This is a genomic window from Cellulomonas sp. FA1, assembly GCF_000986825.1.
Lineage (GTDB): Bacteria > Actinomycetota > Actinomycetes > Actinomycetales > Cellulomonadaceae > Cellulomonas > Cellulomonas iranensis.
In genome coordinates this window covers 321,687-348,666 of sequence record NZ_LBMY01000001.1, presented here as the reverse complement: position 1 = coordinate 348,666, position 26,980 = coordinate 321,687, and the positions used below count along the sequence as shown (strand labels likewise).

Annotated in this window: 21 protein-coding genes; 6 read left to right on the top strand and 15 right to left on the bottom strand. The window is 75.0% G+C overall.

What is annotated here, in order from left to right; genetic code table 11:
- Positions 1–12 precede the first annotated feature (12 nt).
- The 4 genes from GY42_RS01460 to GY42_RS01445 all read right to left on the bottom strand — a co-directional run bounded on the left by GY42_RS01460 (position 13) and on the right by GY42_RS01445 (position 6,501).
- Positions 13–2,634, bottom strand: a complete 2,622-nt coding sequence (locus tag GY42_RS01460) for a polynucleotide kinase-phosphatase (RefSeq protein ID WP_046527967.1) — start codon at positions 2,632–2,634, stop codon at positions 13–15.
- Complete coding sequence (locus tag GY42_RS01455) at positions 2,631–4,148, bottom strand: 3' terminal RNA ribose 2'-O-methyltransferase Hen1 (protein ID WP_046527966.1); 1,518 nt, start codon at positions 4,146–4,148, stop codon at positions 2,631–2,633. Before GY42_RS01455 ends, GY42_RS01460 begins: the two co-directional genes overlap by 4 nt.
- Before the next feature lie 158 nt (positions 4,149–4,306).
- Entirely contained in the window at positions 4,307–5,431 is a 1,125-nt protein-coding gene (rlmC, locus tag GY42_RS01450) for a 23S rRNA (uracil(747)-C(5))-methyltransferase RlmC (RefSeq protein WP_046527965.1), read from the bottom strand.
- A 50-nt stretch (positions 5,432–5,481) separates the two neighbouring features.
- The gene (locus GY42_RS01445; protein WP_046527964.1) at positions 5,482–6,501 is read right to left on the bottom strand and encodes a LacI family DNA-binding transcriptional regulator; all 1,020 of its coding nucleotides are present in this window, start codon (positions 6,499–6,501) and stop codon (positions 5,482–5,484) included.
- 303 nt (positions 6,502–6,804) lie between these two features.
- Between GY42_RS01445 and GY42_RS01440 the strand changes: the two genes are divergently transcribed.
- From GY42_RS01440 to GY42_RS01415, 6 genes are all read left to right on the top strand, one after another.
- On the top strand, positions 6,805–8,100 hold the full coding sequence (locus GY42_RS01440; protein WP_046527963.1) for a sugar ABC transporter substrate-binding protein: 1,296 nt from the start codon (positions 6,805–6,807) through the stop codon (positions 8,098–8,100).
- Between the two features lie 69 nt (positions 8,101–8,169).
- Positions 8,170–9,111 (top strand): carbohydrate ABC transporter permease, encoded by a 942-nt coding sequence (locus tag GY42_RS01435; RefSeq protein WP_046527962.1) that lies wholly within the window; start codon positions 8,170–8,172, stop codon positions 9,109–9,111.
- Positions 9,108–9,926, top strand: coding sequence for a carbohydrate ABC transporter permease (locus GY42_RS01430; protein WP_046527961.1), 819 nt, complete (start codon positions 9,108–9,110; stop codon positions 9,924–9,926). The genes GY42_RS01435 and GY42_RS01430 overlap by 4 nt, the downstream gene beginning before the upstream one ends.
- A gap of 64 nt (positions 9,927–9,990) precedes the next feature.
- Positions 9,991–11,913, top strand: a complete 1,923-nt coding sequence (locus tag GY42_RS01425) for a glycoside hydrolase family 127 protein (protein ID WP_082131310.1) — start codon at positions 9,991–9,993, stop codon at positions 11,911–11,913.
- 149 nt (positions 11,914–12,062) lie between these two features.
- On the top strand, positions 12,063–12,503 hold the full coding sequence (locus GY42_RS01420) for a DoxX family protein (protein WP_046527960.1): 441 nt from the start codon (positions 12,063–12,065) through the stop codon (positions 12,501–12,503).
- 20 nt (positions 12,504–12,523) lie between these two features.
- Positions 12,524–13,504, top strand: coding sequence for a DUF2891 family protein (locus GY42_RS01415; RefSeq protein ID WP_046530405.1), 981 nt, complete (start codon positions 12,524–12,526; stop codon positions 13,502–13,504).
- A gap of 100 nt (positions 13,505–13,604) precedes the next feature.
- On the opposite strand, the gene GY42_RS01410 is transcribed toward GY42_RS01415, so the two are convergent.
- The 11 genes from GY42_RS01410 to GY42_RS01370 all read right to left on the bottom strand — a co-directional run bounded on the left by GY42_RS01410 (position 13,605) and on the right by GY42_RS01370 (position 26,972).
- Positions 13,605–15,086, bottom strand: a complete 1,482-nt coding sequence (locus GY42_RS01410; protein ID WP_046527959.1) for an endo-1,4-beta-xylanase — start codon at positions 15,084–15,086, stop codon at positions 13,605–13,607.
- Between the two features lie 117 nt (positions 15,087–15,203).
- Positions 15,204–17,315 (bottom strand): family 43 glycosylhydrolase, encoded by a 2,112-nt coding sequence (locus tag GY42_RS01405; protein WP_046530404.1) that lies wholly within the window; start codon positions 17,313–17,315, stop codon positions 15,204–15,206.
- Between the two features lie 184 nt (positions 17,316–17,499).
- Positions 17,500–19,077, bottom strand: a complete 1,578-nt coding sequence (locus tag GY42_RS01400; RefSeq protein WP_236686684.1) for a glycoside hydrolase family 43 protein — start codon at positions 19,075–19,077, stop codon at positions 17,500–17,502.
- 68 nt (positions 19,078–19,145) lie between these two features.
- Entirely contained in the window at positions 19,146–19,934 is a 789-nt protein-coding gene (locus tag GY42_RS18895) for a sensor histidine kinase (RefSeq protein WP_160309387.1), read from the bottom strand.
- Positions 19,931–20,992, bottom strand: a complete 1,062-nt coding sequence (locus GY42_RS18890; RefSeq protein WP_152667198.1) for a PAS domain-containing protein — start codon at positions 20,990–20,992, stop codon at positions 19,931–19,933. The genes GY42_RS18895 and GY42_RS18890 overlap by 4 nt, the downstream gene beginning before the upstream one ends.
- Positions 20,989–21,162, bottom strand: a complete 174-nt coding sequence (locus GY42_RS19280) for a hypothetical protein (protein ID WP_156441926.1) — start codon at positions 21,160–21,162, stop codon at positions 20,989–20,991. The genes GY42_RS18890 and GY42_RS19280 overlap by 4 nt, the downstream gene beginning before the upstream one ends.
- Entirely contained in the window at positions 21,159–22,649 is a 1,491-nt protein-coding gene (locus GY42_RS01390) for a glycosyltransferase (RefSeq protein WP_046527958.1), read from the bottom strand. The genes GY42_RS19280 and GY42_RS01390 overlap by 4 nt, the downstream gene beginning before the upstream one ends.
- Positions 22,646–23,374: a PHP domain-containing protein gene (locus GY42_RS01385; protein WP_046527957.1), complete on the bottom strand. Its 729-nt coding sequence runs from the start codon at positions 23,372–23,374 to the stop codon at positions 22,646–22,648. Before GY42_RS01385 ends, GY42_RS01390 begins: the two co-directional genes overlap by 4 nt.
- The gene (locus tag GY42_RS01380; protein ID WP_046527956.1) at positions 23,371–24,348 is read right to left on the bottom strand and encodes an ATP-grasp domain-containing protein; all 978 of its coding nucleotides are present in this window, start codon (positions 24,346–24,348) and stop codon (positions 23,371–23,373) included. Before GY42_RS01380 ends, GY42_RS01385 begins: the two co-directional genes overlap by 4 nt.
- On the bottom strand, positions 24,345–25,439 hold the full coding sequence (locus GY42_RS01375; RefSeq protein WP_046527955.1) for a response regulator: 1,095 nt from the start codon (positions 25,437–25,439) through the stop codon (positions 24,345–24,347). Before GY42_RS01375 ends, GY42_RS01380 begins: the two co-directional genes overlap by 4 nt.
- A gap of 162 nt (positions 25,440–25,601) precedes the next feature.
- Positions 25,602–26,972 (bottom strand): MFS transporter, encoded by a 1,371-nt coding sequence (locus tag GY42_RS01370; protein WP_046527954.1) that lies wholly within the window; start codon positions 26,970–26,972, stop codon positions 25,602–25,604.
- Between the last annotated feature and the right edge of the window lie 8 nt (positions 26,973–26,980).

Genomic DNA, 26,980 nt, shown 5'->3' with positions numbered 1-26,980 from the left:
CGACGGCTGCCGTCACAGCCGCGGGTCGACCGGCGCCGACTCGAGTGCGAGCACGCCGAACACCGCCTCGTGCACGCGCCACAGCGGCGCCCCCGCGACGTACCGCTCGAGCGCCTCGACCCCCAGCGCGTACTCCCGCAGCGCGAGCGACCGCTTGCGCCCGAGCGACCGCTGCCGCAGGCGCGGCAGGTGCGACGTGTACTCGGGGCCGTACACGATCCGCAGGTACTCCCGGCCCCGGACCTTGACGCCCGGCTGCACGAGGCCCCGCGGCCCGCGCACGAGGTTCGCGAGCGGCTTGACGACCATGCCCTCGCCGCCGTCGTCGGTGAGCGCCTGCCACCACGCGGTGCCCTCGGCGACCGACGCGGGGTCGCCCGTGCGGACCACCAGGCGGCGGGTGCCCAGCAGGACGCCCGACGCGTCGGCCGCGACCAGCCGGTCCGCGACGCCCAGGTGCCACAGGTGGTCGCGGTCGGTGAACGTGCGGCTGCCCGCCGCGAGCACCTGGAACGGCGCGAGGCGCACGCCGTCGAGGCCGTCGACGTCCCACACGTAGCGGCAGTAGGCGGCCGTGAACCGCTCGGCGTCGTCCGCGCGGCGGCGCGTGCGCGCGAGCAGCTCGGCGACGTCGAGGCCCCGGTCGCCGGCGGCCGCGAGCGCGTCGACCGCCGCGGGCAGCACCGCGCGCGCCGCCGCGCCGACGGCCGCGTACTGCGTGCGCAGCAGCTCGCCCGCCTTGGCCGACCACGGCAGCAGCTCGCAGTCGAGCAGCAGCCACGCGTCGTCGCCGTCGGCGAGCAGGTCGTCCCACGCGCCCGCCGCCGCCACGGCGGGCGCCACCGCGTCGACGAGCGCCTGCGTGCGCGCCGCGTCCTGCCAGAACGCGCGGCCCGTGCGGATCCACACGGCGCCCGTCGCGCCCGCGGGCAGCGCGAAGCGCGCCGCGGCGACCGTCGCGTCCCGGCACACGAGCACGACGGCTCGCGAGCCCATGTGCTTCTCCTCGCACACGACGTCGGCCACGCCGTCGTGCGCGTACTGCGCGAACGCCTCGCGCGGGTGCTCGAGCAGGTCGCCCTCGCGCGCGGTCGCGCACGGGCTCATGGTGGGCGGCAGGTGCAGCAGCACGCGCGGGTCGAGCGCGAACCGGCTCATGACCTCGAGCGCACCGACCGCGTCCTCGGGACGCAGCGACACGCGACCCATGAGCCGCGTCTCGACCACGCGCCGGCCGGCGACGTCGTCGAGGCGCAGGCGGTCCGGTGCGCCGCGCACGACGTCACCGTCCGGGCCGCCGCCGGGCGCACCGGACCGACCCACGGCCACGGGCGCGCCGTCGACCGGCTCGGCGCGCGGGAACGGCCGCACCGGGTCGCACCAGACGCGCTCGGCGGTGACCTGCACGGCCTCCCGCTCGGGGTACCGCAGCGCCGAGAGCCGCCCGCCGAACACGCACCCGGTGTCGAGGCACAGCGTGTCGTTGACCCACGTGAGCGCGGGCGTCGGCGTGTGGCCGTAGAGGACCGTCGCGCTGCCGCGGTAGTCCTCCGCCCACGGCAGGCGCACGGGCAGGCCGTACTCGTCGGTCTCGCCGGTCGTGTCCCCGAACAGCGCGAACGAGCGCACGCGTCCCGACGCGCGCCCGTGGTACGCCTCCTTGAGGCCCGCGTGCGCGACGACGAGCCGCCCCTCGTCGAGCACGTAGTGCGCGACGAGGCGGTCGCAGAACGCCCGGACCCGCTCGCGGAACTCCGGCGGCTCGGCGGCGAGCTGCGCGAGCGTCTCGGCGAGCCCGTGCGACGTGCTGACCTGCCGCCCCGCGAGCGCGCGCACGAGCTTGGCCTCGTGGTTGCCGGACACGCACAGCGCGTGCCCCGCGTCGACCATGCCCATGACGAGCCGCAGCACGCCCGGGCTGTCCGGGCCGCGGTCGACGAGGTCGCCGACGAACACCGCGCGCCGCCCCTCGGGGTGCGTCGCGTCGACCGGGCGCCCCTCGGCGTCGCGTACGAGCACGTAGCCGAGCCGGTCGAGCAGCGTCTCGAGCTCGGCGCGGCAGCCGTGCACGTCGCCGACCACGTCGAACGGGCCGGTCTCGCCCCGCAGGTCGTTGCGCAGCGGCACGCGCACGACCTCGGCGGCCTCGACGGCCGCGACGCCGTCGAGCACGTGCACCGTGCGGAAGCCCTCGCGCGCGAGCCCGCGCACCGAACGTCGCAGCTGCTGCGCCTGGCGGCGGACGACGTGCGCGCCGAAGCCGCGGTCGGGGCGCGCCGCGTTGCGGGCCTGGGCGACGTCCTCGGGCACGTCGAGCACGATCGCGACGGGCAGCACGTCGTGCTCGCGTGCGACGGCCACGAGCTGGCGGCGCGCGTCGGGCTGCACGTTGGTCGCGTCGACGACCGTGAGCAGCCCCGCGCGCAGCCGGACGCCGACGAGGTGGTGCAGCAGCGCGAACGCCTCGGGCGTCGCGGCCTGCGACGTCGGGTCGTCGGACACGACGCCGCGGCACCAGTCGGACGAGACGGTCTCGAACGGCCCGAAGTGCCGGGCCGCGAACGTCGACTTGCCGGACCCGGACGTGCCGACCAGCACGACGAGGCAGGTCGCGGGGATCTCCAGGCGGGTCATGCGGTCACCTCCGGGCGGCGCGTGAGGACGGCGAGCTGCGTGGGCGGACCGACGTCGGGGTCCTCGTCGCCGACGCCGCCGAACGTGACGTCGTAGCCGTGCGCCGCGGCGGCCGCCGAGGCCCAGTCGCGGAACTGCGCGCGCGTCCACTCGAAGCGGTGGTCGTGGTGGCGCAGGTGGCCGGCGTCCAGCCCGTAGCGCGCGTTGTGCTCGACGTTCGGGGTCGTGACCACGAGCGTGCCGGGGCGCGCGTGCCCGAGCACGGCCTGCTCCAGCGCGGGCAGGCGCGGCGGGTCGACGTGCTCGACGACCTCCATGAGCACGGCCGCGTCGAACCCGACGAGCCGGTCGTCGAGGTAGGTGAGCGCGGACTGCGCGAGGTCGACGCGGGCGCGCTGCCGCTCGGGCAGCCGGTCGAGCCGCAGCCGGCGCGCGGCGACCTGCAGCGCGCGGTGCGACACGTCGACGCCCAGCAGCCGGTCGAACGACGCGTCGGCCAGCAGCTCGCGCAGCAGCACGCCCTCGCCGCAGCCGAGGTCGACGACCGTGCGTGCGCCGGCGGCGCGCAGCGCGGCGTGCACGGCCTCGACGCGGAGGCGCGCGAGCGCCGGCGTGCGCGGCCCGTCGTCGGCGACTGCGTCGGCGTCGGCGTCGGTGTCGGCGGGGGTGCCGGTGGGGGTGCCGGTGGTCGCGGACGTCGCCGCGGACGGGTCGTCGACGTCCTCCGGGCGTGCCGGGACCGCGTCGTCGAGCGCGTCGGCCGGCACGTGCTCGACCTCGGCGAGCCGCTCGAGCGCCGACGCCGCGAGCGGGCGGCTGCGCCGCAGGTAGCGGTGCACGACGACGTCGCGGCGCGGGTGGTCGGCGAGCCACGCCTCCCCCGCGCGCAGCAGCTTGTCGACCTCGTCCTCGCCCACCCAGTAGTGCTTCTCGCCGTCGAGCGCGGGCAGCAGCACGTACAGGTGGGACAGCGCGTCCGCGAGCCGCAGCGTGCCGCGCAGCCGCAGGTCGACGTAGCGCGAGTCGCCCCAGGCCGGCACGTGCGGGTCGAGCGGCAGCGGCGTCGCGGCGACGTCCCAGCCGAGCGGCGCGAACAGCTCGGCGACGAGCGCGACGTCGCCGCGCACCGCGACCGCGGGCACGTGGACCTCGAGCGGCAGCGCGCGGGACGCCAGCTCGGGGCGCCGGTCGCAGCGCCCCGTCATGGCGGTGCCGAACACGCGGCGCAGCGCGACCGCGAGCACCGACGCCGACGCGTACGGCACGTCGTTGACGTAGGCGGCGAGCGGTCCGTCGCCGCGGCCCGCGCGGTCGCGCACGAGGCCGACGGGGTCGACCTCGACGAGCAGCGCGACGGTGCACCGCTCGGCGTCGGCGCGCGGGTAGAGCACGTGCGCCGTGCCGACGCCCGTGTCGAACGTCTGCACGCGGTCGGGGTGCTTGTGCAGCAGGTGGCCCAGGTCGGACGCCGGGGTGGCGGCGTCGGGGGCGTCGGCGGTCAGCGTGAGCAGCACGCGCGTGATCGTGCCAGGTGGTGGCGGGCCGGCCCAGGGCTTTGGCGGTGACGCGCCCGCGTGCACACCCGGCTCGGCGACGTGCCGAGCTCTGCGACGCGCCCCGCTCAGCGACGCGCCCCGCTCAGCAACGCGCCCCGCTCAGCAACGCGCCCCGCTCAGCGGCGCTCGAGCAGCGTGAGGACCTCGTGGTGCCCGGTGTGCGGGAACATGTCGAGGACCTGCGCGCGCACGAGCCGCAGCGACGGCATGTGCGCGAGGTCGCGCGCGAGCGAGCCGGAGTGGCACGACGAGTACAGGACGCGCGGCACGCCGCTGCCCTCGAGCCAGCGGCTGAGCGGCTCGCCGAGCCCGCGCCGCGGGGGGTTGACCACGACGAGGTCGGGCACGTCGTGCGCGGCGAGCGCGAACGCGGTCGCGTCGCCCGCGAGGAACCGGGTGCCGGGCAGCCCCGCGTCGTGCGCGGTCTGCTCGGCGCTCGCGACGGCCTCGGCGCTCGTCTCGACCCCGACGACCGTGCGGCCCGGCCGCGCGAGGTGCAGCGCGAACCCGCCGACGCCGCAGTACAGGTCCCACGCCGAGGCGACCTCGGCCTCGTCGGCCCACGCCACGGCCTGCCGGTAGAGCGCGGCCGCGACGTCGGTGTTGGTCTGGAAGAAGGACCGCGGCCGCAGATGCAGGTCGAGCCCGTTGACCCGCATGCGCAGCGTGCCGCGCTCGGTGAGCAGGATCTCGCGGTCGCCCTCGAGCACCGCGGCGTGCGCGGGCTGCACGTTGACGGACGCGACGACGAGCGACGGCAGCGTCGCCTGCAACGACGGCAGGTGCTTGCGGATCCGCGCGAGCGCCTCGGTGCTGCGCAGCACGAACCGCACCAGGAGCTCGCCGTCGGGCGACCCGGTGACGAGCACGTGCTTGAGCTCGCCGCGGCGAGTCGGGACGTCGTACGGCACGAGGCCCGCACGCGTCACGAACGCGGCGAGCGGGGGCAGCGCCGCGCTCACGGCGGGCGGGTACAGCGGGCAGCCCTGCAGGTCGACGCCGTGGCCGTGCGCGTCGAGGATCCCGAGCGTGGGGGCGTCGACCGTGCCGGCGACGACCATCTTGGCCTTGTTGCGGAACCCCGCCTCGGCGCTCGTGACGGTCGGGAGCCACGTCACGCCCGCCGGGTCCCCGAGCACGGTGCGCACGTGCCGCTGCTGCGCGTCGACCTGCTCGGGGTACGGCTGCGCGAGGAGCGTGCACGAGCGGCACACGCCCGCGTCGAAGTACCCGCAGCGCACGTCACCAGCCTACGGGGCGTCGCCCGCGACCTCGCAGGGAGCGCTCGCCGTCAGTCCCCGGCCGTCGACGCGCGCACCACGACGCGCGGCTCGATCGTCTCGACCCCGGCGTCCTGCTGGCCGGCGACGAGCGCCGACAGCCGCGTCGCGGCACGCCGGCCCATGGTCTCGAAGTTCATGTCGACGCTGGTCAGCGCGGGACGGGAACCGGCGATCATCGGCTGCCAGTTGTCGAACCCGATGACGGCGACGTCGCCGGGCACGCCCACGCCGCGCTCGCGCAGCGCGTCGAGCACGCCGCGCGCGATCTGGTCGCTGCCGCACACCACGGCGTCGATCCGAGGGTCCGCCTCGAGCGCGGCGGCGACCCCGGCCCTCCCCCACGCCTCGGTCCACGACCCGTAGCGCACGGGCCCGACCTGCTCGACGCCCGCCGCGGCGAGCGCCTGCGCGACCCCCGTGGCGCGGTCCTGCGCGGCCGCGTACGTCGCGTCGCCCGAGACGTGCGCGATGCGCCGACGCCCGAGCGCCAGCAGGTGCTCGGCCGCGAGCCGCCCGGCGGTGACGTTGTCGGGCACGACCGACGCGTCGCGCGGGTCGACCGACGGCGCGTACGCGTACACCGCGGGGACCGGGACGTCGGTGCCGAGGGACGGCCGCGGGTCGGTGGTCGAGCCCACGACGATGAGACCGTCGACGCGGCGGCCGAGCAGCGCGCGCAGGTGGTGCTGCTCGCGGATCGCGTCGCCGCGCGCGTCGCACAGGAAGACGGACGTGCTGCCGGCGCCGAACGCGTCCTCGGCGCCCATGAGGATGGGCAGGCTGAAGCGGCCCTCGAGGTCGTGCGTGAGCAGCCCGACCGTGCCGGTCTGCCCCGCGGTGATGGCGCGCGCGAGCGAGTTCGGGGTGAAGGACAGCCGGTCGGCGATCTCCTGCACGCGGCGGCGCGTGTCGGGGTGGACCTCGGCCTTGCCGTTGAGCGCCTTGGAGGCGGTGGCCACCGAGACGCCGGCGAGCTGCGCGACGTCGCGCAGCGTCACGGGCCGCGGCCTGCCGTCCGTGGTCGTCATGGTCACCCTCCGTCGCTCCCTGCCCGCGACCGGCCGGACCGACGCGCTGCGGACCTCATCATGCCCGAAAACGTCATCCTGCACACCCGGTTGACCGACGCATCTTCCCAGTGTTACCGTCCCGAAACGGGTTTCGGTCGCTTTCGGCCGACGGTGGTCTCACCGGTCCGCCGCAGCGACGCGGCGTCGGGCGCCCGGCAGGTCATCACGCATCGACGAGGAGCGGAGCGGGCACCCCACCCGCACCGGCCGGGCACCCCACCCGCGCCACCGACCTCGTCCTGACGAACGGGAGCCCGGTTGATGGACATCAACGGCAACGACGCACGGCCCACCCCTCGCCGCCGCAGGTGGCTGACGCTCACGTCCCTCGCCGCGGCCAGCGGCCTGCTGCTCGCGGCCTGCACGGGCGGCACGTCCGCCGGCGGCGGCGACGCGACCGGCGGATCGGCCGGAGGCGACACCGTCACGGTGTGGCACTACTTCTCGGACGAGAACCAGGTCCGCCTCATGGACGAGCTCGCCGACAAGTTCGAGGCCGAGCACGACGGCGCGACCGTCGAGAACGTCTTCGTCCCCTACGACCAGCTCAACTCCAAGCTCGTCTCCGCCGCGGGCGCCAAGACCGGCCCGGACGTCGTCGTGTTCAACGGCGCGGAGGCCTCGACCCTCGCGCTCGGCGGCGCGCTCGCGCCCCTCGACGACTACTGGGCCGGCTTCGCCGACGCCGACAAGGTCTCGCCGTCCGTCATCCACCAGGTCGACGGCACCACCTACGCCGTGCAGGGCTACGTCAACCTGCTCGGCCTCTGGTACAACGCCGACATCCTCGCCGAGATCGGCGTCGAGCCGCCCACCACGATGGACGAGCTCGAGGCCGCGATGGCCAAGGCCAAGGACGCCGGCTACGCGGGCATCACGCTGTCGGCGCTGCCGCAGTCGCAGGGCGAGTGGCAGGCCTACCCCTGGATCACGTCCGAGGGCTTCAGCTACGACGACCCGCAGGCCGACGCGCTCGCCGCGGGCCTGGCCCGCGTGCGCGGCTGGGTCGAGAACGGCTGGCTCTCGCAGGAGTCCGTGACGTGGGACCAGACCGTGCCGTTCCAGCAGTTCGCCGCCGGGAAGACCGCGTTCGCGGCGAACGGCAACTGGCAGATGGGCACCGCGAAGTCCGACGCGCAGTTCGAGTACGGCGTCGTCCCGCTGCCGCTGTCCAGCACCGGCGGGGTCTACCTCGGTGGCGAGGGCGAGGGCATCGGCGCGTTCAGCAAGAACCCCGACCTCGCGTGGGAGTACCTCACGGCGACGTACCTCGACGCGAAGGGCCAGCTGCTGCCGGCCGAGATCGTCGGCTCGCTGCCCTCGCGCACCGACGCCGCGGCCGACGAGTCCGTGACCGGCAACGCGCTGCTCGAGCCGTTCGCGCAGACCATCACGAAGTTCGGGGCGAACTACCCGGCCTCGGTGATCCCGGCGCAGTCCGTGGCCGACGTCCAGCTCACGCTCGGCCAGGCGTGGAGCGCCGCGGTCGGCGGTCAGAAGTCGCCGCAGCAGGCCGCCGACGACGCGATCGCCGCGCTCGGCCCGCTGCTCGACTGAGCCGCAGCCCCACCCACCACCCGTCCGCCCGCGCCCGGTCGTCCGGCGCGACACCCCCTGGAGGTCCCCATGACCACCTCGCTCGCGCCGGCGGCCGGGCGGGCCGTGACCCGCCCGGCCCCCGGGCCGCGGCGCCGCCCGCCGCGGCAGACCCGGATGCTGTTCCTGCTCCCGGCCGCCGTGTTCCTCGGCCTGCTGAGCATCTACCCGCTCGTCACGCTGCTGCGGATGGCCGTCTCGAAGGTCACCGCCGCGACCCTCAACGCCGACTGGGCGTTCACGGGCCTGGAGAACCTGCGCGCCGGGTTCGAGTCCGGCGACACGACCGCGGCGCTGTCGCGCACCGCGGTGTTCGTCGTGGTCGTCACCGTGCTCGGCATGGGGCTCGGCCTGGGCGGCGCGATCGCGCTGCGCACGTCGGGCCGGTGGTCGGGCGCGCTGCTCGCCCTCATGGTGTTCGTGTGGGCGCTGCCCCCGGTCGTCAACGGGTCGGTGTGGAAGTTCCTGCTCGCCGACTCCGGCCTGGTCAACACCGTGCTGCTCGCCACCGGGCTGCGGGACACGCCCGTGCCGTTCCTCTACGACCAGTACTGGGCGCTCGGTGCCGTGGCGTTCGTGAACTCGTTCGCCGTCATCCCGTTCAACGCGCTCGTGTACCGCGCGGCCCTGCTGACGATCGACCCCGAGGTCTTCGAGGCCGCGCAGCTCGACGGCGCGACCAAGTCGCAGCAGGTGCGCCACATCATGGTCCCGTCGGTGCGGCCCACCACGCTCGTGCTGCTGATCCTCACGCTCGTCTACGGGTTCCGCAGCTTCGACTTCATCTACGTCATGACCTACGGCGGGCCCGGCACCGCCACCAACACGCTGCCGTTCCTGGGCTACCTGCAGGCGTTCGTCCGCTACGACTACGGCCTGGGCGCCGCGACGTCCGTCGTCGCCGTGCTCGGCGTGCTCGTGCTGGCCGTCCTGTACGCCCGCAGCATCCGCAAGGAGGAGGCGCACGGATGAACCAGGTGAAGGCCGGCCCGGTCGCCGTGGCCACCAAGCTGCTCCTCACGCTCATGTACGGCGTGCCGATCCTGTGGATCCTCCTCACGTCGGTCAAGAGCTCGGGCGACGTGTTCGACCGCGCGTCGACGTTCGTCTTCTCCCCCACGCTCGACGCCTACCGCGAGGCGATCACACCGACGCTGTGGCGCGCGATGGGGCAGTCCGCGACCATCGCCGTCGGCGCGACCGCGCTCGTCCTGGCGATCGCCGTGCCGGCCGCCTACGGCCTGGCGCGCACGACCGGCTGGTTGCCGACCGTCGGGCTCGGCATGCTGATCGTGCTGCAGATGATGCCGCAGACCGCGACCGTCATCCCGCTGTTCCAGATCTTCAGCAGCTGGCGCCTGCTCGACACGACGGCCGCGGTGATCCTGGCCGACGCGGCCCTGCTCATCCCGTTCGCGACGCTGCTGCTGCGCCCGTTCTTCCGGGCCGTCCCGCCGCAGCTCGAGGAGGCGTCGTCGATCGACGGCGCCGGGATCCTGCGGACGTTCTGGCAGGTCGTGCTGCCCGTCGCACGCAACGGCGTGTTCACGGTCGGGACGCTGATCTTCCTGCTCGCGTGGGGCGAGTTCCTCTACGCCGTGAACTTCTACCTCACGCCCGGCAGCTACCCGCTCAGCGCGCTGCTCGCGCAGCAGGTCTCGGCGTTCGGCATCAACTGGCCCGGCCTCATGGCCCTGGCCGTGCTGACCTCCGTCCCGATCCTCGTCGTCTTCAGCCTCACCTACCGCCAGCTCAAGGACGGCCTGACGGTCGGCGCGGTCAAGTAGCCCGCGCCCCGTCCCCCACCGCCCGCCCCGGCACCGCCGGACCGAACCACCCCCGGAGCTCGTCATGCCCTCGTCCGAGACCGTCGACCTGCGCGTCGGCCCCCACCAGCACGGCCGCCCGGCCGTCCCGTCCCGCGCCCGCTGGCGCCCGCTCGGCCTCGACGAGGTCACGATCACGGGCGGCTTCTGGGGCGACCTGCAGGCGCTCAACGCGCGCACGATGATCACGCACGTCGAGGGCTGGCTCGAGCGGCTCGGCTGGACGGGCAACTTCGACGCCGCCGTCGAGGGGCGGCTGCCGCGCGACCGCCGGGGCCGGGAGTTCTCCGACTCCGAGACGTACAAGCTGCTCGAGGCGATGGCCTGGGAGGTCGGACGCACGGGCGACGCCGACCTCGACCGGCGCCTGCGGTCGATCGCGGCGCGCGTGGCCGCGGCGCAGGAGCCCGACGGCTACGTCTCGACGATGTTCGGCCGCCCCGGGCAGCAGCCGCGGTGGTCGGACCTCGAGTGGGGCCACGAGCTGTACTGCATCGGGCACCTGGTGCAGGCGGGCGTGGCCCGGGCCCGCACGTTCGGCGACGACGAGATCGTGCGCGTCGCGATCCGCGCGGCCGACCTGGTGTGCCGCGAGTTCGGCGCCGACGGCCCGCAGCAGGGCGTGTGCGGCCACCCCGAGATCGAGGTCGCGCTGGTCGAGCTGTACCGCGTGACCGGTGAGCGTCGGTACCTCGACCAGGCGCGGCTGTTCGTCGAGCGGCGCGGGCACGGCGTGCTCGGCGAGATCGACTTCGGCCCGCAGTACTTCCAGGACGACGTGCCGGTGCGCGAGGCCACCGTGCTCGACGGGCACGCCGTGCGGGCCCTGTACCTCGCGTCGGGCGCCGCGGACCTCGCGGTCGAGGACGGCGACGACGAGCTGCTCGCGGCCGTCACCGGGCAGGTGCTCACGACGCTCGCGCGGCGCACCTACCTGACCGGCGGCATGGGCGCGCACCACGAGGGCGAGTCGTTCGGCGCCGACTTCGAGCTGCCGCCGGACCGGTCGTACTCGGAGACGTGCGCGGGCATCGCGTCGGTCATGACGAACCACCGCCTGCTGCTGCAGGACGGCGACGCGCGGCACGCCGACGCGGTCGAGCGCACGCTCTACAACGTCGTCGCGACGTCGCCCGCGCAGGACGGCCGGGCGTTCTACTACACGAACACGCTGCACCAGCGCGTGCCCGGCCGTGAGGTCGCGCCGGACGAGGTGAGCCCCCGCGCGGCGTCGAGCCTGCGCGCGCCGTTCTTCGCGGTGTCGTGCTGCCCGACCAACGTCACGCGCACGGTCGCGACGCTCGGCACGTACGTCGCGACGGTCGACGACGACGGCGTGCAGCTGCACCAGTACGCGCCGGCGACGGTGCGCACCGAGCTCACGGCGGGCCGCGCGGCGGCCCTCGAGGTGACGACCGCCTACCCGCACGACGGTCGTGTGACGGTCCGCGCGGTCGAGGCGCCCGCGGGCGGCTGGACGCTCACGCTGCGCGTCCCGGCGTGGGCGCAGGGCGCGAGCGTCACGCTCGCCGACGGCACGTCGCAGGCGGCGGCGCCCGGGTACGTCGCGGTCCCCGGGCCGGCCGCCGGGCAGGAGGTCGTGCTCGACCTGCCGGTGCGCGCGCGCTGGACGTTCGCCGACCCGCGCGTCGACGCGGTGCGCGGGCAGGTCGCGGTCGAGCGCGGGCCGCTGGTCCTCGCGCTCGAGTCCACCGACCTCGGGCAGGACGTGGCCGCGGCCGTCGTCACGACCGACGCCGCACCCGTCGAGCGCGACGGCGCGGTGCTCGTCCCCGTCGCGACGCGCCCGCTGCCCGACGTGACGTGGCCGTTCGGCGACGACCCCGCGCCCGCACCGGACGCGCCGCGGCTCGTGCCGCTCGTGCCGTACCACGCGTGGGCCGAGCGCGGGCCGTCGACGATGCGGGTCTGGCTGCCGACCGTCTGACGCGTCCCCGACGCCCGCGGCGCCGCCCCCACCCGGGCGCACCGCGGGCGTCGGCGCGCGCACGACCTGCCGCGCCGCGACGGGCGCCGTAGCCTGGGACCGGCCCGGTCGCCCGGTCGGACCGAGCCCGACCCCGAGGCAGGACGCGCATGGCGACCCACGACGGCGACCGCAGGGCGGGCGGCGTCGCCCGCACGATCGGGCGCGTGGTGCTCGGCGGCTTCCTCGCGTTCGCGGGCACGAGCCACCTGACGTTCGCGCGCGAGGAGTTCCAGGCGCAGGTGCCCGCGTGGGTGCCGGTGGGCACCGACGCCGTGGTCGTCGGGTCGGGGGTCGTCGAGATCGCCCTCGGCACGGCCCTGGTCGTGGCGCCGCGCCGCTACCGGCCGTGGGTCGGCGCGGCCGCGGCGGCGTTCTTCGTCGCGATCTTCCCGGGCAACGTCGCGCAGTACCTCGAGGGCAAGGACGGCTTCGGGCTCGACACCGACGCCAAGCGGCTCGCGCGGCTGCCGTTCCAGGGCCTGCTCGTGGTGTGGGCGCTGTGGTCGACCGGCGCGTGGCGCGCGTGGCGCGCGCACCGGCGGCGCTGACGCCGCGAGAGGCTGGGGGCGTGACGCACCCCGCCCCGCCCCCGCCCGACCGCTACGCCGCCGTCGTCCGCGCGAACCTCACGACCCCGTGGCCGTACCACCTCGTGCACCTCGCGGGGTCGCCCGACGACGTGCGCACGCCCGTCGAGCTGTACCCCGCGTTCCACACGTCGTTCGACTGGCACTCGTGCCTCCACATGCACTGGCTGGGCGTCGAGGTGCTCGCCGCGGGCCACGAGGACGACGCGCTGCGCGCGCTGCTGTCGGCGAACCTCACCCCGGAGCGCGTCGCGGGCGAGGTCACGTACCTGCGCGCGCACCCCGCGTTCGAGCGGCCGTACGGCTGGGCGTGGGCCGCGCGGCTCGCGGCGTCGTGCGCGGCGTCCGCGGCGGCCGGCGACGCCGACGCGGCCGCGTGGGCACAGGCCACCGCTCCGCTGGCCCGCACGGTGCTCGACCTCGTCGTGCCGTGGGTCGCGCGCACCGAGCACCCGGTGCGGCACGGCGTGCACTCGAACACCGCGTTCGGGCTCGCGCTGCTGCTCACGGCGGCCGACGACCTCGGGCACGACGACGTCGCCGACGCGCTGCGCACGCACGCGCACCGCCTGTACGGCGCCGACCGCGGCTGGCCCGCGCCGTGGGAGCGCAGCGGGCACGACTTCCTGTCCCCCGGCCTCGCCGAGGCGGACCTCATGGCCCGCGTGCTGCCGCCCGCCGAGCTCGCCCCGTGGTTCGCGGCGTTCCTGCCGCGGCCGGGCGACCTCACCGCGCCCGCGCGCGTGGTCGACCCGACCGACGGGCACGCCGTGCACCTTGACGGCCTCAACCTCTCGCGCGCCGGGGCGCTGTTCCGCCTCGCCCGCGCGCTCGACGACCCCGGGCTGCGCGACGCGGGCGACCGGCTGCTCGCCGCAGGCCTGACCTCGCTCGCGAACGACGACTTCGTGGCGACGCACTGGCTCGCGTCGTTCGCGTGGGACGCCGCGACGAGCCGCTGACGCGGGTCCGCCTGGCGCGCTGCGACCGACGCCGCGCGCCTCGACGCGCGACCGCCCCCGCACCCGTCGAGCCGGGTGCGGGGGCGGCCGTCGATCGACGTCAGCCGACGCGCACCAGCTGCCACTGCTGGTTGGCGCCGTTCCAGCCGTCGTACTGCACGACGTTCGCGCCGTCGGCGGTCGACGCGCCCTGCACCTCGAGCACCTTGCCCGAGTTCCGGTTCTGCAGCGTCGCGTAGCCGCCGCTGATCGTCACGTTCCACTGCTGGTTGGTGCCGTTGAGGTCGGGCCACTGCACGACCTCGCCGCCGTTCGCGGTCGAGAAGTTGTACACGTCGAGCACCTTGTTCGACAGCCGCGACTTCAGCCGGTACCCGCCGTTGCCGGACGCGACGAACTGCCACTGCTGCTGGTTGCCGTCGTTGCGCGACCACTGCACGATGTCCGCGCCGTCCGCGGTCGACAGGTTGTACACGTCGAGGGCCTTGCCGCTGTTGCGGTTGACCAGCACGTACCAGGCGCTGGTGTCGATCGACGTCGAGCCGCCGTTGTTGCCGCCGCCGTTGCTGCTGCCCGCGTTGAGCGCGTTGAGCGTCGAGGTGTACGCGGCCTTCTTGTTGCCGTTGCCGTCGAACAGCAGCGGGTTCTTGCCCGTGCGCCACGAGTCGGTGTCCCGCACGCCCCACACCGTGATGCCCGTGCAGCGGCTCACGGCCAGGCACGCCTCGACGACCTGACGGTAGGCGTTCGCCTGGTTGGAGCCCTGCTCGATGTCGAGCTCGGTGATCTGCACGTCCACGCCCAGGTCGGCGAAGCGCTGCAGGTTGGCGCGGTAGTCGCCGGGGATCGTCGTGCCGAAGTGCGACTGGAACCCGACGCAGTCGATCGGGACGCCGCGCGCCTTGAAGTCCCGGACCATGTTGTACACGCCCGTCGACTTCGGGTTGATCGAGTCGGTGCCGTAGTCGTTGTAGCAGAGCTTGGCGCCCGGGTCGGCGGCGCGGGCGGCGCGGAACGCGGCCTCGATCCAGTCGTTGCCGGTGCGCTGCAGGTTCGAGTCGCGGCGCGAGCCGCGACCGTCGTCGGCGAAGGCCTCGTTCACGACGTCCCAGGCGTAGATCTTGCCGCGGTAGTGCGTCGCGACCTGCGTGACGTGGTTGAGCATCGCCTGGCGCAGCGCGCTGCCCTCCATGCCCTGCATCCAGCCGGGCTGCTGCGCGTGCCACGCGAGCGTGTGCCCGCGCACCTTCTTGCCCTTGCCGAGCGCGTCGTTCACGATCCGGTCGCCGTTGGTGTAGCTGAACTGGCCCCGGTTCGGCTCCGTGGCGTCCATCTTCATCTCGTTCTCGGCCGTGATCATGCCGAACTCACGGTCGACGATCCCCATGTACGTGGCGTCGTTCATGCGACCGGCCGCGATCGCGGTCCCGAAGTAGCGGCCCTTCTCGGAGGCCGCGGCGTGCAGCGTGCTGCCGGCCGCGACCGCGGGCGCCGACAGCGTCAGCGTGAGGGCCGCGGCGACGCCGGCGGTCAGCAGGGCCGCCGCCCTGCGCCGGCCCGTGGTGCGTGGTGTCGTGCTCACCGGATCTCCTCTGGGTGGGTGGGTCGACGCGCGAGCGCGCCGGGGGTGACGCGCCGCGTGCGGGCGCGCCGGACCGGACCGACGGCGCACGCCGCCGGCACCGGCCGAGTCGAGGGGTCAGGGCGTCGTGAGGTCGAACCGCCGCACGGTGACGGCGCCGCCGAGTGCCTGCGTCGCGTGGTTGAAGATGCCGAACCGGTAGCCCATGAAGAACTGCCAGTCGGCGTTGAGCGTGAACGCGGGGCCCAGCGGTGTGAACGTGCGACCGTCGGTGCTCCACGAGAACGTCGCCTGGCGGCCCGAGCCGGGCCGGATGTCGGCGGTGACCCGCAACCACACCCGCGTGCCCGGCAGCGCGGCCGAGGCCCGCTCGGTGCCCGTGCCCGTGGTGTTCCACGACGAGTCCATCGTCAGGCCGTCGGTCATGACGACCCGCCGCGCCCCGTCGGAGCCCCGGACCACGCCGATCCACGCCGAGGACTGCCGCAGCATCGCCAGGCCCGTGCGGTCGCCGTTCGCCATGCCCGCGACGTCGAGCTCGACGGTCGCGGTCGACGACGGGCCCTGGACGCGGTGCGTCAGCGTGTTGCGCGCGGCGTACAGGTCGCGCGTGACGGTCGCCGTGCGCAGCGTGAGCCCGTCGGACACCGTGAACCGCGACGTGTCGGGGTTGTGGTTCCACTCCCACTGCGGGCCGAGCCGCTTGCCGGCGAACGTGTCGGTGCCGGTGAGGGGCTTGACGGTGCGGGTCGTGGTGATGTTCGGGCGGGGGTAGGTCGCGCCCCAGCGGCCGTTGACGGTCTGGACCGACGGCCAGCCGTTGCTCCACGTGATCGGCGCGAGGGTCGGCATGCGTCCGCCGGGGTAGGCGTCGGTGAACGCCATGTACCACCAGTCGCCGTTCTGGGTCTGCACGATCCCGCCCTGGTGCGGCACGCCCCCGCCGGTGATCGGTCCGGGCAGGTCGAGCAGCACCTGCCGCTGCTCGTAGGGGCCCCACGGCGAGGTCGAGCGCAGCACGTACTGGCCGTTGGCGGGCCGCGTGAGCCAGATGTAGTAGTAGCCGTCCTTCTTGTAGAACCGCGCGCCCTCGAGCGTCCCGATGTTCGAGGGCGTCTGGTACACCTGCTGCGCGCGCACCTGCTGCGTGCCGTCGGCGTTGAGCTGCGCGACGCTGATGGTGCCGTTGCCGTAGGCGACGTACATGGTGTCGTCGGTGTCGACCAGCAGCCCGGCGTCGTAGTAGCACTGGTTCATGCGGGCCTTCTTGGTCCACGTGCCGTCCACCGCGGACGCGGTGTAGACGTACGTGCGGTTGAACTCGGTGCAGCCGTACCAGTAGTACGTCTGGTTGCTGGCCCGGTAGCCGAGGGTCGACGCCCAGATGCCCTTGACGTAGCGGTGGCCGCCGACGAGGTCGTAGCGCTGGTCGTCGAAGTCGAGGCGCGGCACCGAGTGGCCCGCGAACTCCCAGTTCACGAGGTCGTAGGAGCGCAGGATCGGCGCGCCCGGCGAGTAGTGCATGGTCGACGCCGAGTAGTAGTACGCGTCGCCGACGCGGATGATGTCGCCGTCCGCGAAGTCCTGCCACACCACGGGGTTGGTGAACGACCCGCCGGTCGGCGGCGTCGTCGGGGTGGGCGTCGGGGTGGGAGTCGGCGTCGGGCCGGTCCCGCCGTCCGCCCGCACGAGCTGCCACTGCTGGTTGGCCCCGCCCCAGCTCGTGTACTGCACGATCTCGGCGTCGTCGGCCGTCGAGGCGTTCTGCACCTCGAGCGCCTTGCCCGAGCTCCGGTTGACGAGCGTGACGTAGCCGCCCGCGACGTCCTGCAGACGCCACTGCTGGTGCGCTCCCCCGTTGTCGGACCACTGCACGACGCGGGCGCCGTCGGCCGTGGAGGCACCGGTCACGTCGAGGACCTTGCCCGAGTGCTGCGACACGACGCGGTACCAGCCGCCGCCCGCGTCGACGAACCGCCACTGCTGGTTGGTGCCGCCCGAGCGGGTCCACTGCGTGAGGCGCGCACCGTCGTTCGTCGCGAACCCGTACACGTCGAGGGCCTTGCCGCTGCCGCGGTTGACCAGCACGTACGTCGCGCCGGTGTCCGGGGTGGCGGCCGACGCCGGGGTGGCCGCGACGGTCGCGAGGACGCCGGCGGACACCGCCGTGACGAGCGCGAGCAGCGCGCCGAGCGCGCGTCGGGGGCGGGCGGGGCGAGGGAGGGACATGGCGTGCTCCTCGGGCGGGCGCACCGCCGACGACGTCGTGTGATCGTTCACACCACGTCGCACGACGTCGGTGTCGTGCACGGCGGGATGGCGTCATGCTGCCCACGGCGCGCCGCCGCCGACAAGACCTCACGCGGTGTCGAAGCGTTTCACCACACGTGCGGGGCCACGGCACGGACGGACCTCACGGCGTCGCGAGCTCGAACCGCCGCACCGTCGCGGTCCCGCCGAGCGCGACCGTCGCGTGGTGGAAGATCCCGACGCGGTACCCCATGAAGAACCGCCAGTCGGCGTCCAGCGCGAACGACGGGCCCAGCGGCGCGAACGTCCGGCCGTCGGCGCTCCACGCGAAGGCCGCCCCCGCACCGCCGGGCCGCACGTCGGCCTCTACGCGCAGCCACACGTGGGTCCCCGTCAGCGGCGCCGCCGCGCGCTCGGTGCCGGTGCTCACGGTGTCCCACGACGCGTCCATCGTCAGGCCGTCGGTCATGACGACCCGGCGCGAGCCGTCCGCCTCGTGCCGCACGCCCACCCAGGCGGACGTCTGGCGCAGCATCGCGAGCCCCGTGCGGTCGCCGGGCAGCGTGCCCGCCAGGTCCAGCTCGACCGTGACGGTCGCGGTCGGGCCCTGCAGCCGGTGCGTCAGCGTGTTGCGCGCCGCGTACAGGTCGTCGGTGACCGTCGCGGTCGTGAGGTGCAGGCCGTCGCCCACCGTGAACCGCTCGACGTCGGGGTCGTGGTTCCACTCCCAGCGCGGCGCGAGCCGCGGACCGGGGAACGTGTCCGCCCCCGTGAGCGGCGCGACCCAGGGACCGGGCCCGAGCGCGGGACGCGGGTACGTCGTGCCCCACCGGCCGTCGACCGTGCCGAGCACCGGCCAGCCGTCCTCCCACGTCACGGGCGCGAGCGTCGGCATGCGGCCGCCCGGGTAGGCGTCGGTGAACGCCATGTACCACCAGTCCCCCGCGGGCGTGCGCACGAGCCCGCCCTGGTGCGGCACGCCGCCGCCCTCGACCGGCCCCGGCAGGTCGAGCAGCACCTCGCGCAGCTCGTAGGGCCCCCAGGGCGACGCCGAGCGCAGCACGTACTGCCCGTTCGCGGGGCGCGTCAGCCAGACGTAGTACGTCCCGTCGACCTTGTAGAACCGCGCGCCCTCGAGCACGCCGATGCTCGCGGGCGTCTCGAGCACCACCTGCGAACGCACCTCGCGCGTCCCGTCGGCGCTGAGCTGCGCGACGCTGATCGTGGTGTTGCCGTACGCGACGTACAGCGTGTCGTCGTCGTCGACGAGCAGCCCCGCGTCGTAGTACGGCGTCTCGAGGCGCGCGCGGCGCGTCCACGGCCCCTCGACCGCGGGCGCCGTGAACAGGTACGTGCGGTCCTGCTCGACGCACCCGTACCAGTAGAACGTCGCGTCGCCGGACCGGTAGCCCAGGGTCGACGCCCAGATGCCCTTGACGTACCGGTGGCCGCCGACCAGGCCGTAGCGCTCGTCGTCGAAGTCGAGACGCGGCACCGAGTGGCCCGCGTGCTCCCAGTGCACGAGGTCGTACGACCGCAGGATCGGCGCCCCGGGCGAGTAGTGCATGGTCGACGCCGAGTAGTAGTACACGTCGCCGACGCGGATGACGTCGCCGTCGGCGAAGTCCTGCCACACCACCGGGTTGGTGAACACCCCCTCGTCAGGGGGCGTCTCGCCGGGACGGTCCCCGGCGGGCGCTCGGTCGGCGGTCGGGGGTGTCGTCAGGACGTCGTCGGCCACACCGCGATTCTGCCCCGGACTCGCCCCGCCTCGGCGCAGGGGCGGCGGCGCGCCCGGGCGCGGGGCGCTCAGCCGGCGGTCGGCGCGGGGCTCACGGGGGCCGCGGGGATCGTCACGGTGAACGTCGTGCCCTCACCCACCGCGCTCGTCACGCCGACGTGCCCGCCGTGCGCCTCCACGACCGCACGCGTGATCGCGAGCCCCAGGCCCACGCCGGGCACCGCCCGCCGCGTCGCCGTGCTCGCGCGGTAGAAGCGCTCCGTGAGGTGGGTCAGCTCGTCGGGCGGGATGCCGATCCCGGTGTCGCTCACGGCGAGCCGCCCGCCGCCGTCGGCCTGCGGGCGCACCACGAGACGCACCGTGCCGCCGCGGTCGGTGAACTTCAGCGCGTTGGCCACGAGGTTGTCGACCGCCTGCCCGAGCCGCAAGGGATCGGCGTGCGCGGGCGTCGGCGCGAGGTCGCTCTCGAGCGTGATGCCGGCGGCCGCCGCCGCAGGCCCCGCGGTCGCGAGCGACGCCGCCGCGATCGTCGCGAGGTCCACGGGCTGCGGCGAGATCGAGAACGTGCCCGCGTCCATCTGGGCCGTCAGCAGCAGGTCGCTCACGAGGCGCAGCTGGCGGCGCGCGTTGCGGTCGATGATCTGCAGGTACTCGCGCTGGTCCTCGGTGAGCTCCTCGTGCTCGTCGAGCAGCAGCTCGACGTAGCCGAGCACGGCCGTGAGCGGGGTCCGCAGCTCGTGGCTCACGAGACCGACGAACTGGTCCTTGAGCCGCGCGGCCTCCCGGTCCGCCGTGACGTCGGTCGCGACGACGACGTAGCCGACGACCGTGCCGTCGTGGTCGGTGCGCCGCGTCACCGCGGGGTGCACGGTGACGTGCGAGCCGTCACGACGCACGTACGTCCAGTCCCGCACGTCCTTGCCGGCCGTCGCGCGCGGCGCCAGCACCGACCGCAGCAGCGCGGGATGGTCGGAGGCCGCGGGGGCGCACCGTCCTGCGGGTCGCGCTCGAGCAGCTCGTCGAGCAGGTGGAACTCGGTGAGGTACCGGCGCCCGACGACCTCGCCCTGCGCGAACCCGAGCAGGCGCTCGGCGCCCGCGTTGAACACCTCGACCAGCCCGTCGGCGTCGGTCGCGATGATCGCCTGCTCGGTGGCCGAGTCGATCACCGACACGAGCTGCTGGTGCGCCGCGCGGCGCAGCGACACGGACTTGCCGAGCTGCACCGCGGCCTCGCGGGTGCGCCGCAGCGCGTCCGCCTGCTCGGCCTGGAGGCGCGCGAGCACCTTGTTGCGCTGCCGCAGGCGCGCCGTCGACTCCTGCACGACGAGCCCGATGATGAGCGCGATGGCCGCGACGAACAGGCTGCGGACGACGACGGGCTGCGAGGGGTGGGTGGTGGGGCTCAGCGCGAGACCGAGCAGCACCGTGGCGGCCGCGCCCAGGGTTCCGAGCGCCACGCCGACCATGCCGCCACGCGCGGCGAGCGCGAGCGCGGGGAGCAGCACCATGCCCGCGAACGGCGACGTCATGCCGCCGGACCCCTGCCGCAGGGTCGCGACCGCGACGAACTGCAGGAGGGCCAGCGCCTCGGGCGCCCACTCCGGCAGCCGCTCCCACGGCACGAACGCCGCGAGCACGAGGCACGCGACGGTGACGGCGGCCGCGAGGACCACCGCCGAGCCGGAGGTCGCCTCGAGCCCCGGCGAGAGCAGCGCCAGCAGCGCGAGCGTCATGAGGATCGCGAACGGCAGCTGCCGCTCGACCACGGACGCGCCCGAGCCGAGGTACCGCGCGACCGGGCCGAGGTAGCGCAGCTCCGGCTGCGGCGACGCGGTCGAGGCCTCCTCGTCCTCGCGCGGCGCGGCGTCCTCGAGGGCTGCCGCGTCGACGGCGTCGCGGCGGGACGGGCTCATCGGACGGCCGCGACGACCAGGACGACCAGGACGGTCAGCAGCGCGGCGCACGCGCCGGCCACCGTGAACCAGCGCTCCGCGCGCCGGTTGGCCTCGATCTCGTGGCGCAGGGCGTCGTCGGTCAGGCGCGCCCACGCCTGCGGTCCGTCGGCGTGCCGGTGTGCGTTCATGCCGTGACCCTGCCCGTCTTCTCGGTCTTGTCCCACGTCTGCGCCGCTCCGCGCCACTCCCGCACGTACGCGTCCAGTGTGATCGCGCACAGCAGCGGTCCGTAACCCACGAGGTACAGCAGGGGTCGCGACGCCCAGCCGAGCAGCCGCGTGCCCTCGACGTCGCGGATCAGCCGCGCGAGCACCATCGACAGCACCGGCCACGAGTAGAGCAGCAGGGTCCACGCCTCGACGCCCGCGGGCGTCAGCGTGATCCCGAGCCAGGCGGGCACGGTGTCGAGCCAGAACCCGGGCGTCGCCGACGCGACGACCAGCACGAGCGCACCCACGCCGGGGAACAGCAGGCCCTCGAACCACGAGCGGCGCGCGGTGTCGAGGTCGACCAGCAGCGTCGTGATCGTGATGAACAGGTACGTGCCGAGCCCGAACCACCACAGCTGCCCGAACAGGGTCTGCGCGGTGCCCGGCGACACGAAGTACAGGCCGATGAACCCCGTGGACGCCGCGATGAGCGTGAACGGCAGCGCGAACACCGAGAACCAGACGAGCCCGAAGTCGAGCCGCCCGAGCCGGTGCCCGCGCGCGGGCCGGAACCACGTGCGGCGGAAACGCGCCGTGATCTGCACGTTGCCGCGCGCCCACCGCACGCGCTGCTTCCACAGCGCGCGCACCGAGTCGGGCTCCTCGGCGAGCACGACGGCCTGGCCGTCGAAGACCACCGTGCGGCCGTCGAGCTGCGTGAGGAACGTCGAGAACGTGTCCTCGGCGAGCGTCGAGGTGTCGATGCGGCCGCCGATCGCCTCGAGGTTGGCGCGCGTGTGCAGCTGCGCACCGCCCGCGAGGCACGCGACGGCGCCCATGACGTTCTGCGCGCGGCGCGCGCACGCCTGCGCGGTGACGTACTCGTAGCCGATGAACCGCGCGACGGCGCCGGGCCGCGCGCTGCCCTCGCGGATGTACGCGGTCACGGCGCCGACCTGCGGGTCCGCGAGGTGGCGGGTCATGCGGCGCAGCGAGTCGGGCCGGTAGATGACGTCGGCGTCCATGATGAGGAGCGCCTGCATCCAGTCGTCGCGCAGCAGGTGCTCGATGCCGTGGTTGAGCGTGTGCGCCTTGCCCTGGCCGCCCTGCTCGCGCCGCAGCAGGTGGATGCGCCCCGGGTGCTCGGCGGCCTTGGCGCGCACGACGTCGGGCGTGTCGTCGGTGCTCGCGTCGTCGACGACGTACACGCGCAGCCGGTCCGCCGGGTACTCCAGGCGCATGAGGCGCTCGAGCGACGCCGCGAGCACGGCTCCCTCGTTCCAGGCGGGCACGACGACGGCGACGCGCGGCAGGTGCGGGGCCGCGCGTCGCAGGTGGTTGCGCAGGCCGTGCACCGGCACGAGCAGGTACTGGTAGATGCCGCCGAGCGCCGGGACGATCCCGACGACGACGAGCACGACGAGCAGCGTGACGAGCGCGTCGTGCCCGACCGCGGGCCAGCTCACGCGGTCCCCTGCGCGTCGCGCAGCCAGCGGTAGACCCCGACGTCGTCCGCGTGGTGTGCGTCGGTCGACGCGACGAGCACGACGCCCGCGGCGCGCCACCGCTCGACGACGCGCGGGCCCGGGCAGCGCCACTTCTCGTTGACCTCGACCGGCGTGCCGGTCGCGACGAGCACGCCCGCGAGCGCGTCCAGCAGGTCGTCCGGGACGTCGTCCTCGGCGATCCCGACCTTCGGCAGGATCGAGAACGGGTGCGCGAGCTGCGCGCGCCCGGCGCGCTCGACGGCGCGCAGCGTGCCCGTCACCACGAGCTCGACGACGTCGGCGCGCGTGACGCGGCCCTCGTCGAGCAGCCGCAGGGTCGTCGACGGGCTCCACGGCCCGTCCGTCCCGGGGACCTGGTGGTCGGCGAGCAGCACGCGGTCGGCGCCCGAGGGCGTCCCGAGCGCGGCGAGCACGTCACGGGGCGCGTCGATCGTCCCGGTGACGTCGAGGATCTTCGCCTCGACGCCGGTGAGCACGCGCAGCCCCTCGACGGCCGGGAGCGCGGCGACCGCGGCGAGCATGGCGGGCACGTGCGTCGACGACGCGCGGACGTGGTCGACCATGCGGATCTCGCGGAGCCCGGCCCGGCGCGCGGCGGCGAGGTTCTCGGCCGGTGTGCTGCGGGCGTCGTCCGAGAACGTCGAGTGCACGTGGTGGTCGCCGTCGAGGCGGGGCTGCGTCATGGGGCGGGCAGCACCTCGTCCACGCCGAGGAACACGTCCTCGAGGTAGCGGACGTTCGCGATCTCGGTGTGCGCGACGTGCCGCGGCACGGCGCGTCCGAGCACGTCGTCGAGCAGAAGCGACGGCATGTCGACCCCGGCGGCGATCGTGAGCGGCATCGCCCCGGGGAACCGGGGGTTGACCTCGAGCAGCGCGGGCACGCCGTCGGCGTCGCGCTTGAGCTGGACGTTCGCGACGGAGGTCAGCCCGACCGCGCGCGCGACCGCGGAGGCGGCCTCGACGAGCTCGTCGTCGAGCAGCGTGACGCCCGCGACCGCGACGCCCGAGTCGACGCGCAGGCGCGCGCGCGGCACCGCCGCGACGACGTGCCCGGTCGAGTCGGCGAGCACGTCCACCGAGTACTCCTGCCCGGGCAGGAGCTCCTGCACGAGCAGGTCCTCCTCGTCGTGCACGGTGTCGAGCTCGCGCTCCGAGGTGACGGTCCGCACGCCGCGCGACCCGGCGCCGCGGCGCGGCTTGACGATGACGGGGTAGTCCCAGCCCGACAGCGCCTGCGGCGTCCCGAGCAGCTCGGTGCGCGGCACGCGCAGCGCGCCGGCGCACGCGTGCGCGAGCGCGAGCTTGTCGAGGCACAGGTCGAGCGTGCGCAGCGACGGCGCGGCCAGCAGGGTCCCGGCGGCTGCGAGCAGGTCGCGCACCGCGGCGAGCTTGGGGAGCTCGACGTCGACCGTCGAGATGAGGACGTCGATCTGGTCGTCGGCGCACATCTGCCGCACGACGTCGACGAAGTCGTCGGCCTTGCCGGCCGGTACGAGGCGGCGCCCGCCCGCGACGACGAGGTACAGGCTGCTGGCCCACCGGTCCATGTCGGCGGCGACGACCTCGACGTCGTCGCGGCGCAGCAGCGACCGGATCACGGCGACGCCGGCGGGCCCGCCGGCCCCGGTCACGAGCACGCGGGTGGTGCGGGTCATGCGGTCCCCTCCCCTGCTGCCGTCTGCTCGGGCAGCGTCGCGGCGGCGGCGATGCCCGCCGTGGACGTGGTGGCCGCGAGCCCCGACAGCATCGCGGCGGCGCGCACCGTCTCGAGCGGCTCGGCGTACGTGCCCGTGCCGAACCGCGACCAGTAGCGCGCGGTGGCCCGCACGGCGTCGGGCGCCATGTAGTCGCGGTGCGCCTGCGACGCGAACGCGGCGAGCATCTGCAGCTTGGTCTCGACGTACCCGTCGACGGGCACGAACCGGCTGGGCCGGTAGTCGATGGTCGACGACGGGCTCTGGAAGCACGCGAGGGCCGCGACCCGGCGCGTCGCGACCATCGTGGCCTCGTGGACGGCGCGGTGGTCCTGGTGGCGGTCGTGCGACGAGTGCGTGTACACGACGGTGGGCTGCACCTCGCGCACGGTGTCCTCGATGACGGTGATGAGACCGTTCGCGGGGTCCATGCGGGTGTCCTCGAAGTCGTGCAGGTACAGGCGCGCACCGATGACGCCCGCGGCGGCGAGCGCCTCGTGGCGTCGGACGTCGGCGTCGCCGCCGACCGCGCCGCCGGACAGCGTGAGGATGACGACGGCGTCGCCTGCGGCGCGGTGCGACGCGAGCGTCGCGCCCACGCCGATCTCGACGTCGTCGGGGTGCGCGCCGATCGCGAGCACGACGTCGCGCGCGCCCGCGGCGTCGCGGCGGCGGCGCGCCTCCGCGGCGAGCCCGGTGACCTTCTCGAGCAGCTGCGCGGCGGTCACGGGCTTGACGAGGAACTCGTCGGCGTCGCGGCGCAGGGCCTCGACCGCGTAGTCGACCGACGCGAACGCCGTCATCACCGCGACCGGCACGCCGGGCGCCTGCGCGCGCAGCTCGCCGAGCAGCTCGAGCCCGCTCATGCCGGGCATCTGGATGTCGGTGAGGATCACGTCGGGCGTCTGCCGCGCGACCTCCGCGAGCGCCGAGACGGCGTCCCCGCACACGGTGACGTCCATGCCGCCGCGGCGTTCCAGCACCGTGCGGAAGAACCCCGCGGTGTCACCGTCGTCCTCGACCACGAGAACCTTCGTGCGTTGCTCGGCCACTGCCGACCTCCTAGCCCCCACCAGCAGCGTCGTGGTCACGCTACGGCTTCCGGGGGCGTCCGTCGTGCCTTGTCTCGCGCGTCGTCGCGCGGCGAGCGGGACGAACCGGGCGCATCGGGACGCACCGCCCTGCGCGACGTCCCGCCGGGCGGGTGAAAGCCGTCACGGTCGGCTCCGTGCGGCGGCCGCGAGACGTCGCGCGGCCACCAGGGCGACCGCGACGAGCGCCGCGTAGAGGACGACCACGCGCGTGCGCGGCTCGTGGACGAGGCCGAGGCCGGACCCGAGCCACGTGAACGCCGCGGTCGTGGCGAGCGCGAGCCCGACCGCCTCGGCGAGGACCACGGCGGTCGCGGCGCGTGCGTCGGAGAGGCCGTCGTCGGGGTCGGGCCGGGCCAGGCAGCGACCGAGCAGGTCGGGGTAGAGCGAGCCCATGCCGCCGCCGAGCAGCGCAGCCCCGACGAGCAGGCCCGCGAGCACGAGCGCGGGCCGGTCCGCGAGCGCCCCGGTGACCGCCACGACCGCGGCCCCCGCGACGAGACCCCACGCGGCGCGCGCGCCCCGGCGGCGGAACCGGGCGTCGTCGAGCGCGGGGCGCGCGCCGGTCCACAGGCCGCACACCGCCCACGCGAGGCCGGGCACCGCGACGACGAGCCCGTACGCGTGCGGCGCGAGGCCGAGCGCGTCGTGCCCGACGACCGAGAGCACGGCGGTCGCGCCGAAGTACGCGGACGCGACGGCGAGCAGGGCCGACAACGCCGCGGGTCGCCCGCGACGCGCGCGCAGCGCCCCGGCGGGGAGCAGCGCCGAGGCCGCGCGCAGCATGAGGGCAGCCCCCACGGCGACGGCGAGCGCGGACCACGGGCCGACGGGCAGCGCGAGCGTGAGCGAGCCCGCCGCGAGCACGACCGCCCACCCCCACGGCACGCGCTCGCCGGCGCCCGCGGCCGGCTCGGACGGCACGCAGCGCGCGGCGACCGCGCGGGCCGCGACGAGCAGCGGCAGGTGGAGCACGAGGGCCCAGCGCCACCCGAGGTGCTGGGCCACGGCCACGGCGTAGAGGGGGCCGAGCAGGGAGGACACGACCCACGTGCCGGACAGGCCGGCGAGGACGAGCTGCCGGTGACGCGCGGGCAGGCCGCGCACGACCGCCCCCATGCTGACGGTCGCGAGCGCGCCGGCCGCGACGGCGCGGACGGCCGTGCCGGCGAGGAGCACGCCCGCCGAGGGGGCGAGCGCGCAGGTCGCCGACCCGACGACGGCGAGGGCCGTGAACCACAGGAGCAGGCGGTCGGTGCGGAACCGTACGAGGAGCCACGCCCCCGCGGGGAGCATGAGGAACGTCGGCGCCTGCGCGGCGGCGTCGAGCGGGCCGTAGAGGTGGGCACCGCCGAGGTCGGCGGCGAGCAGCGGGAGCACGGTCTGCGTCACGTAGGTCTGCACGCCCGCGAGCAGCTCGATCGTGAGCAGCGACGCCGTGAGCGCCGCGATGGCCCGCCGCGGGCGCACGGGGTCGGCGGGGGTCGGCGCCATGACAGGAT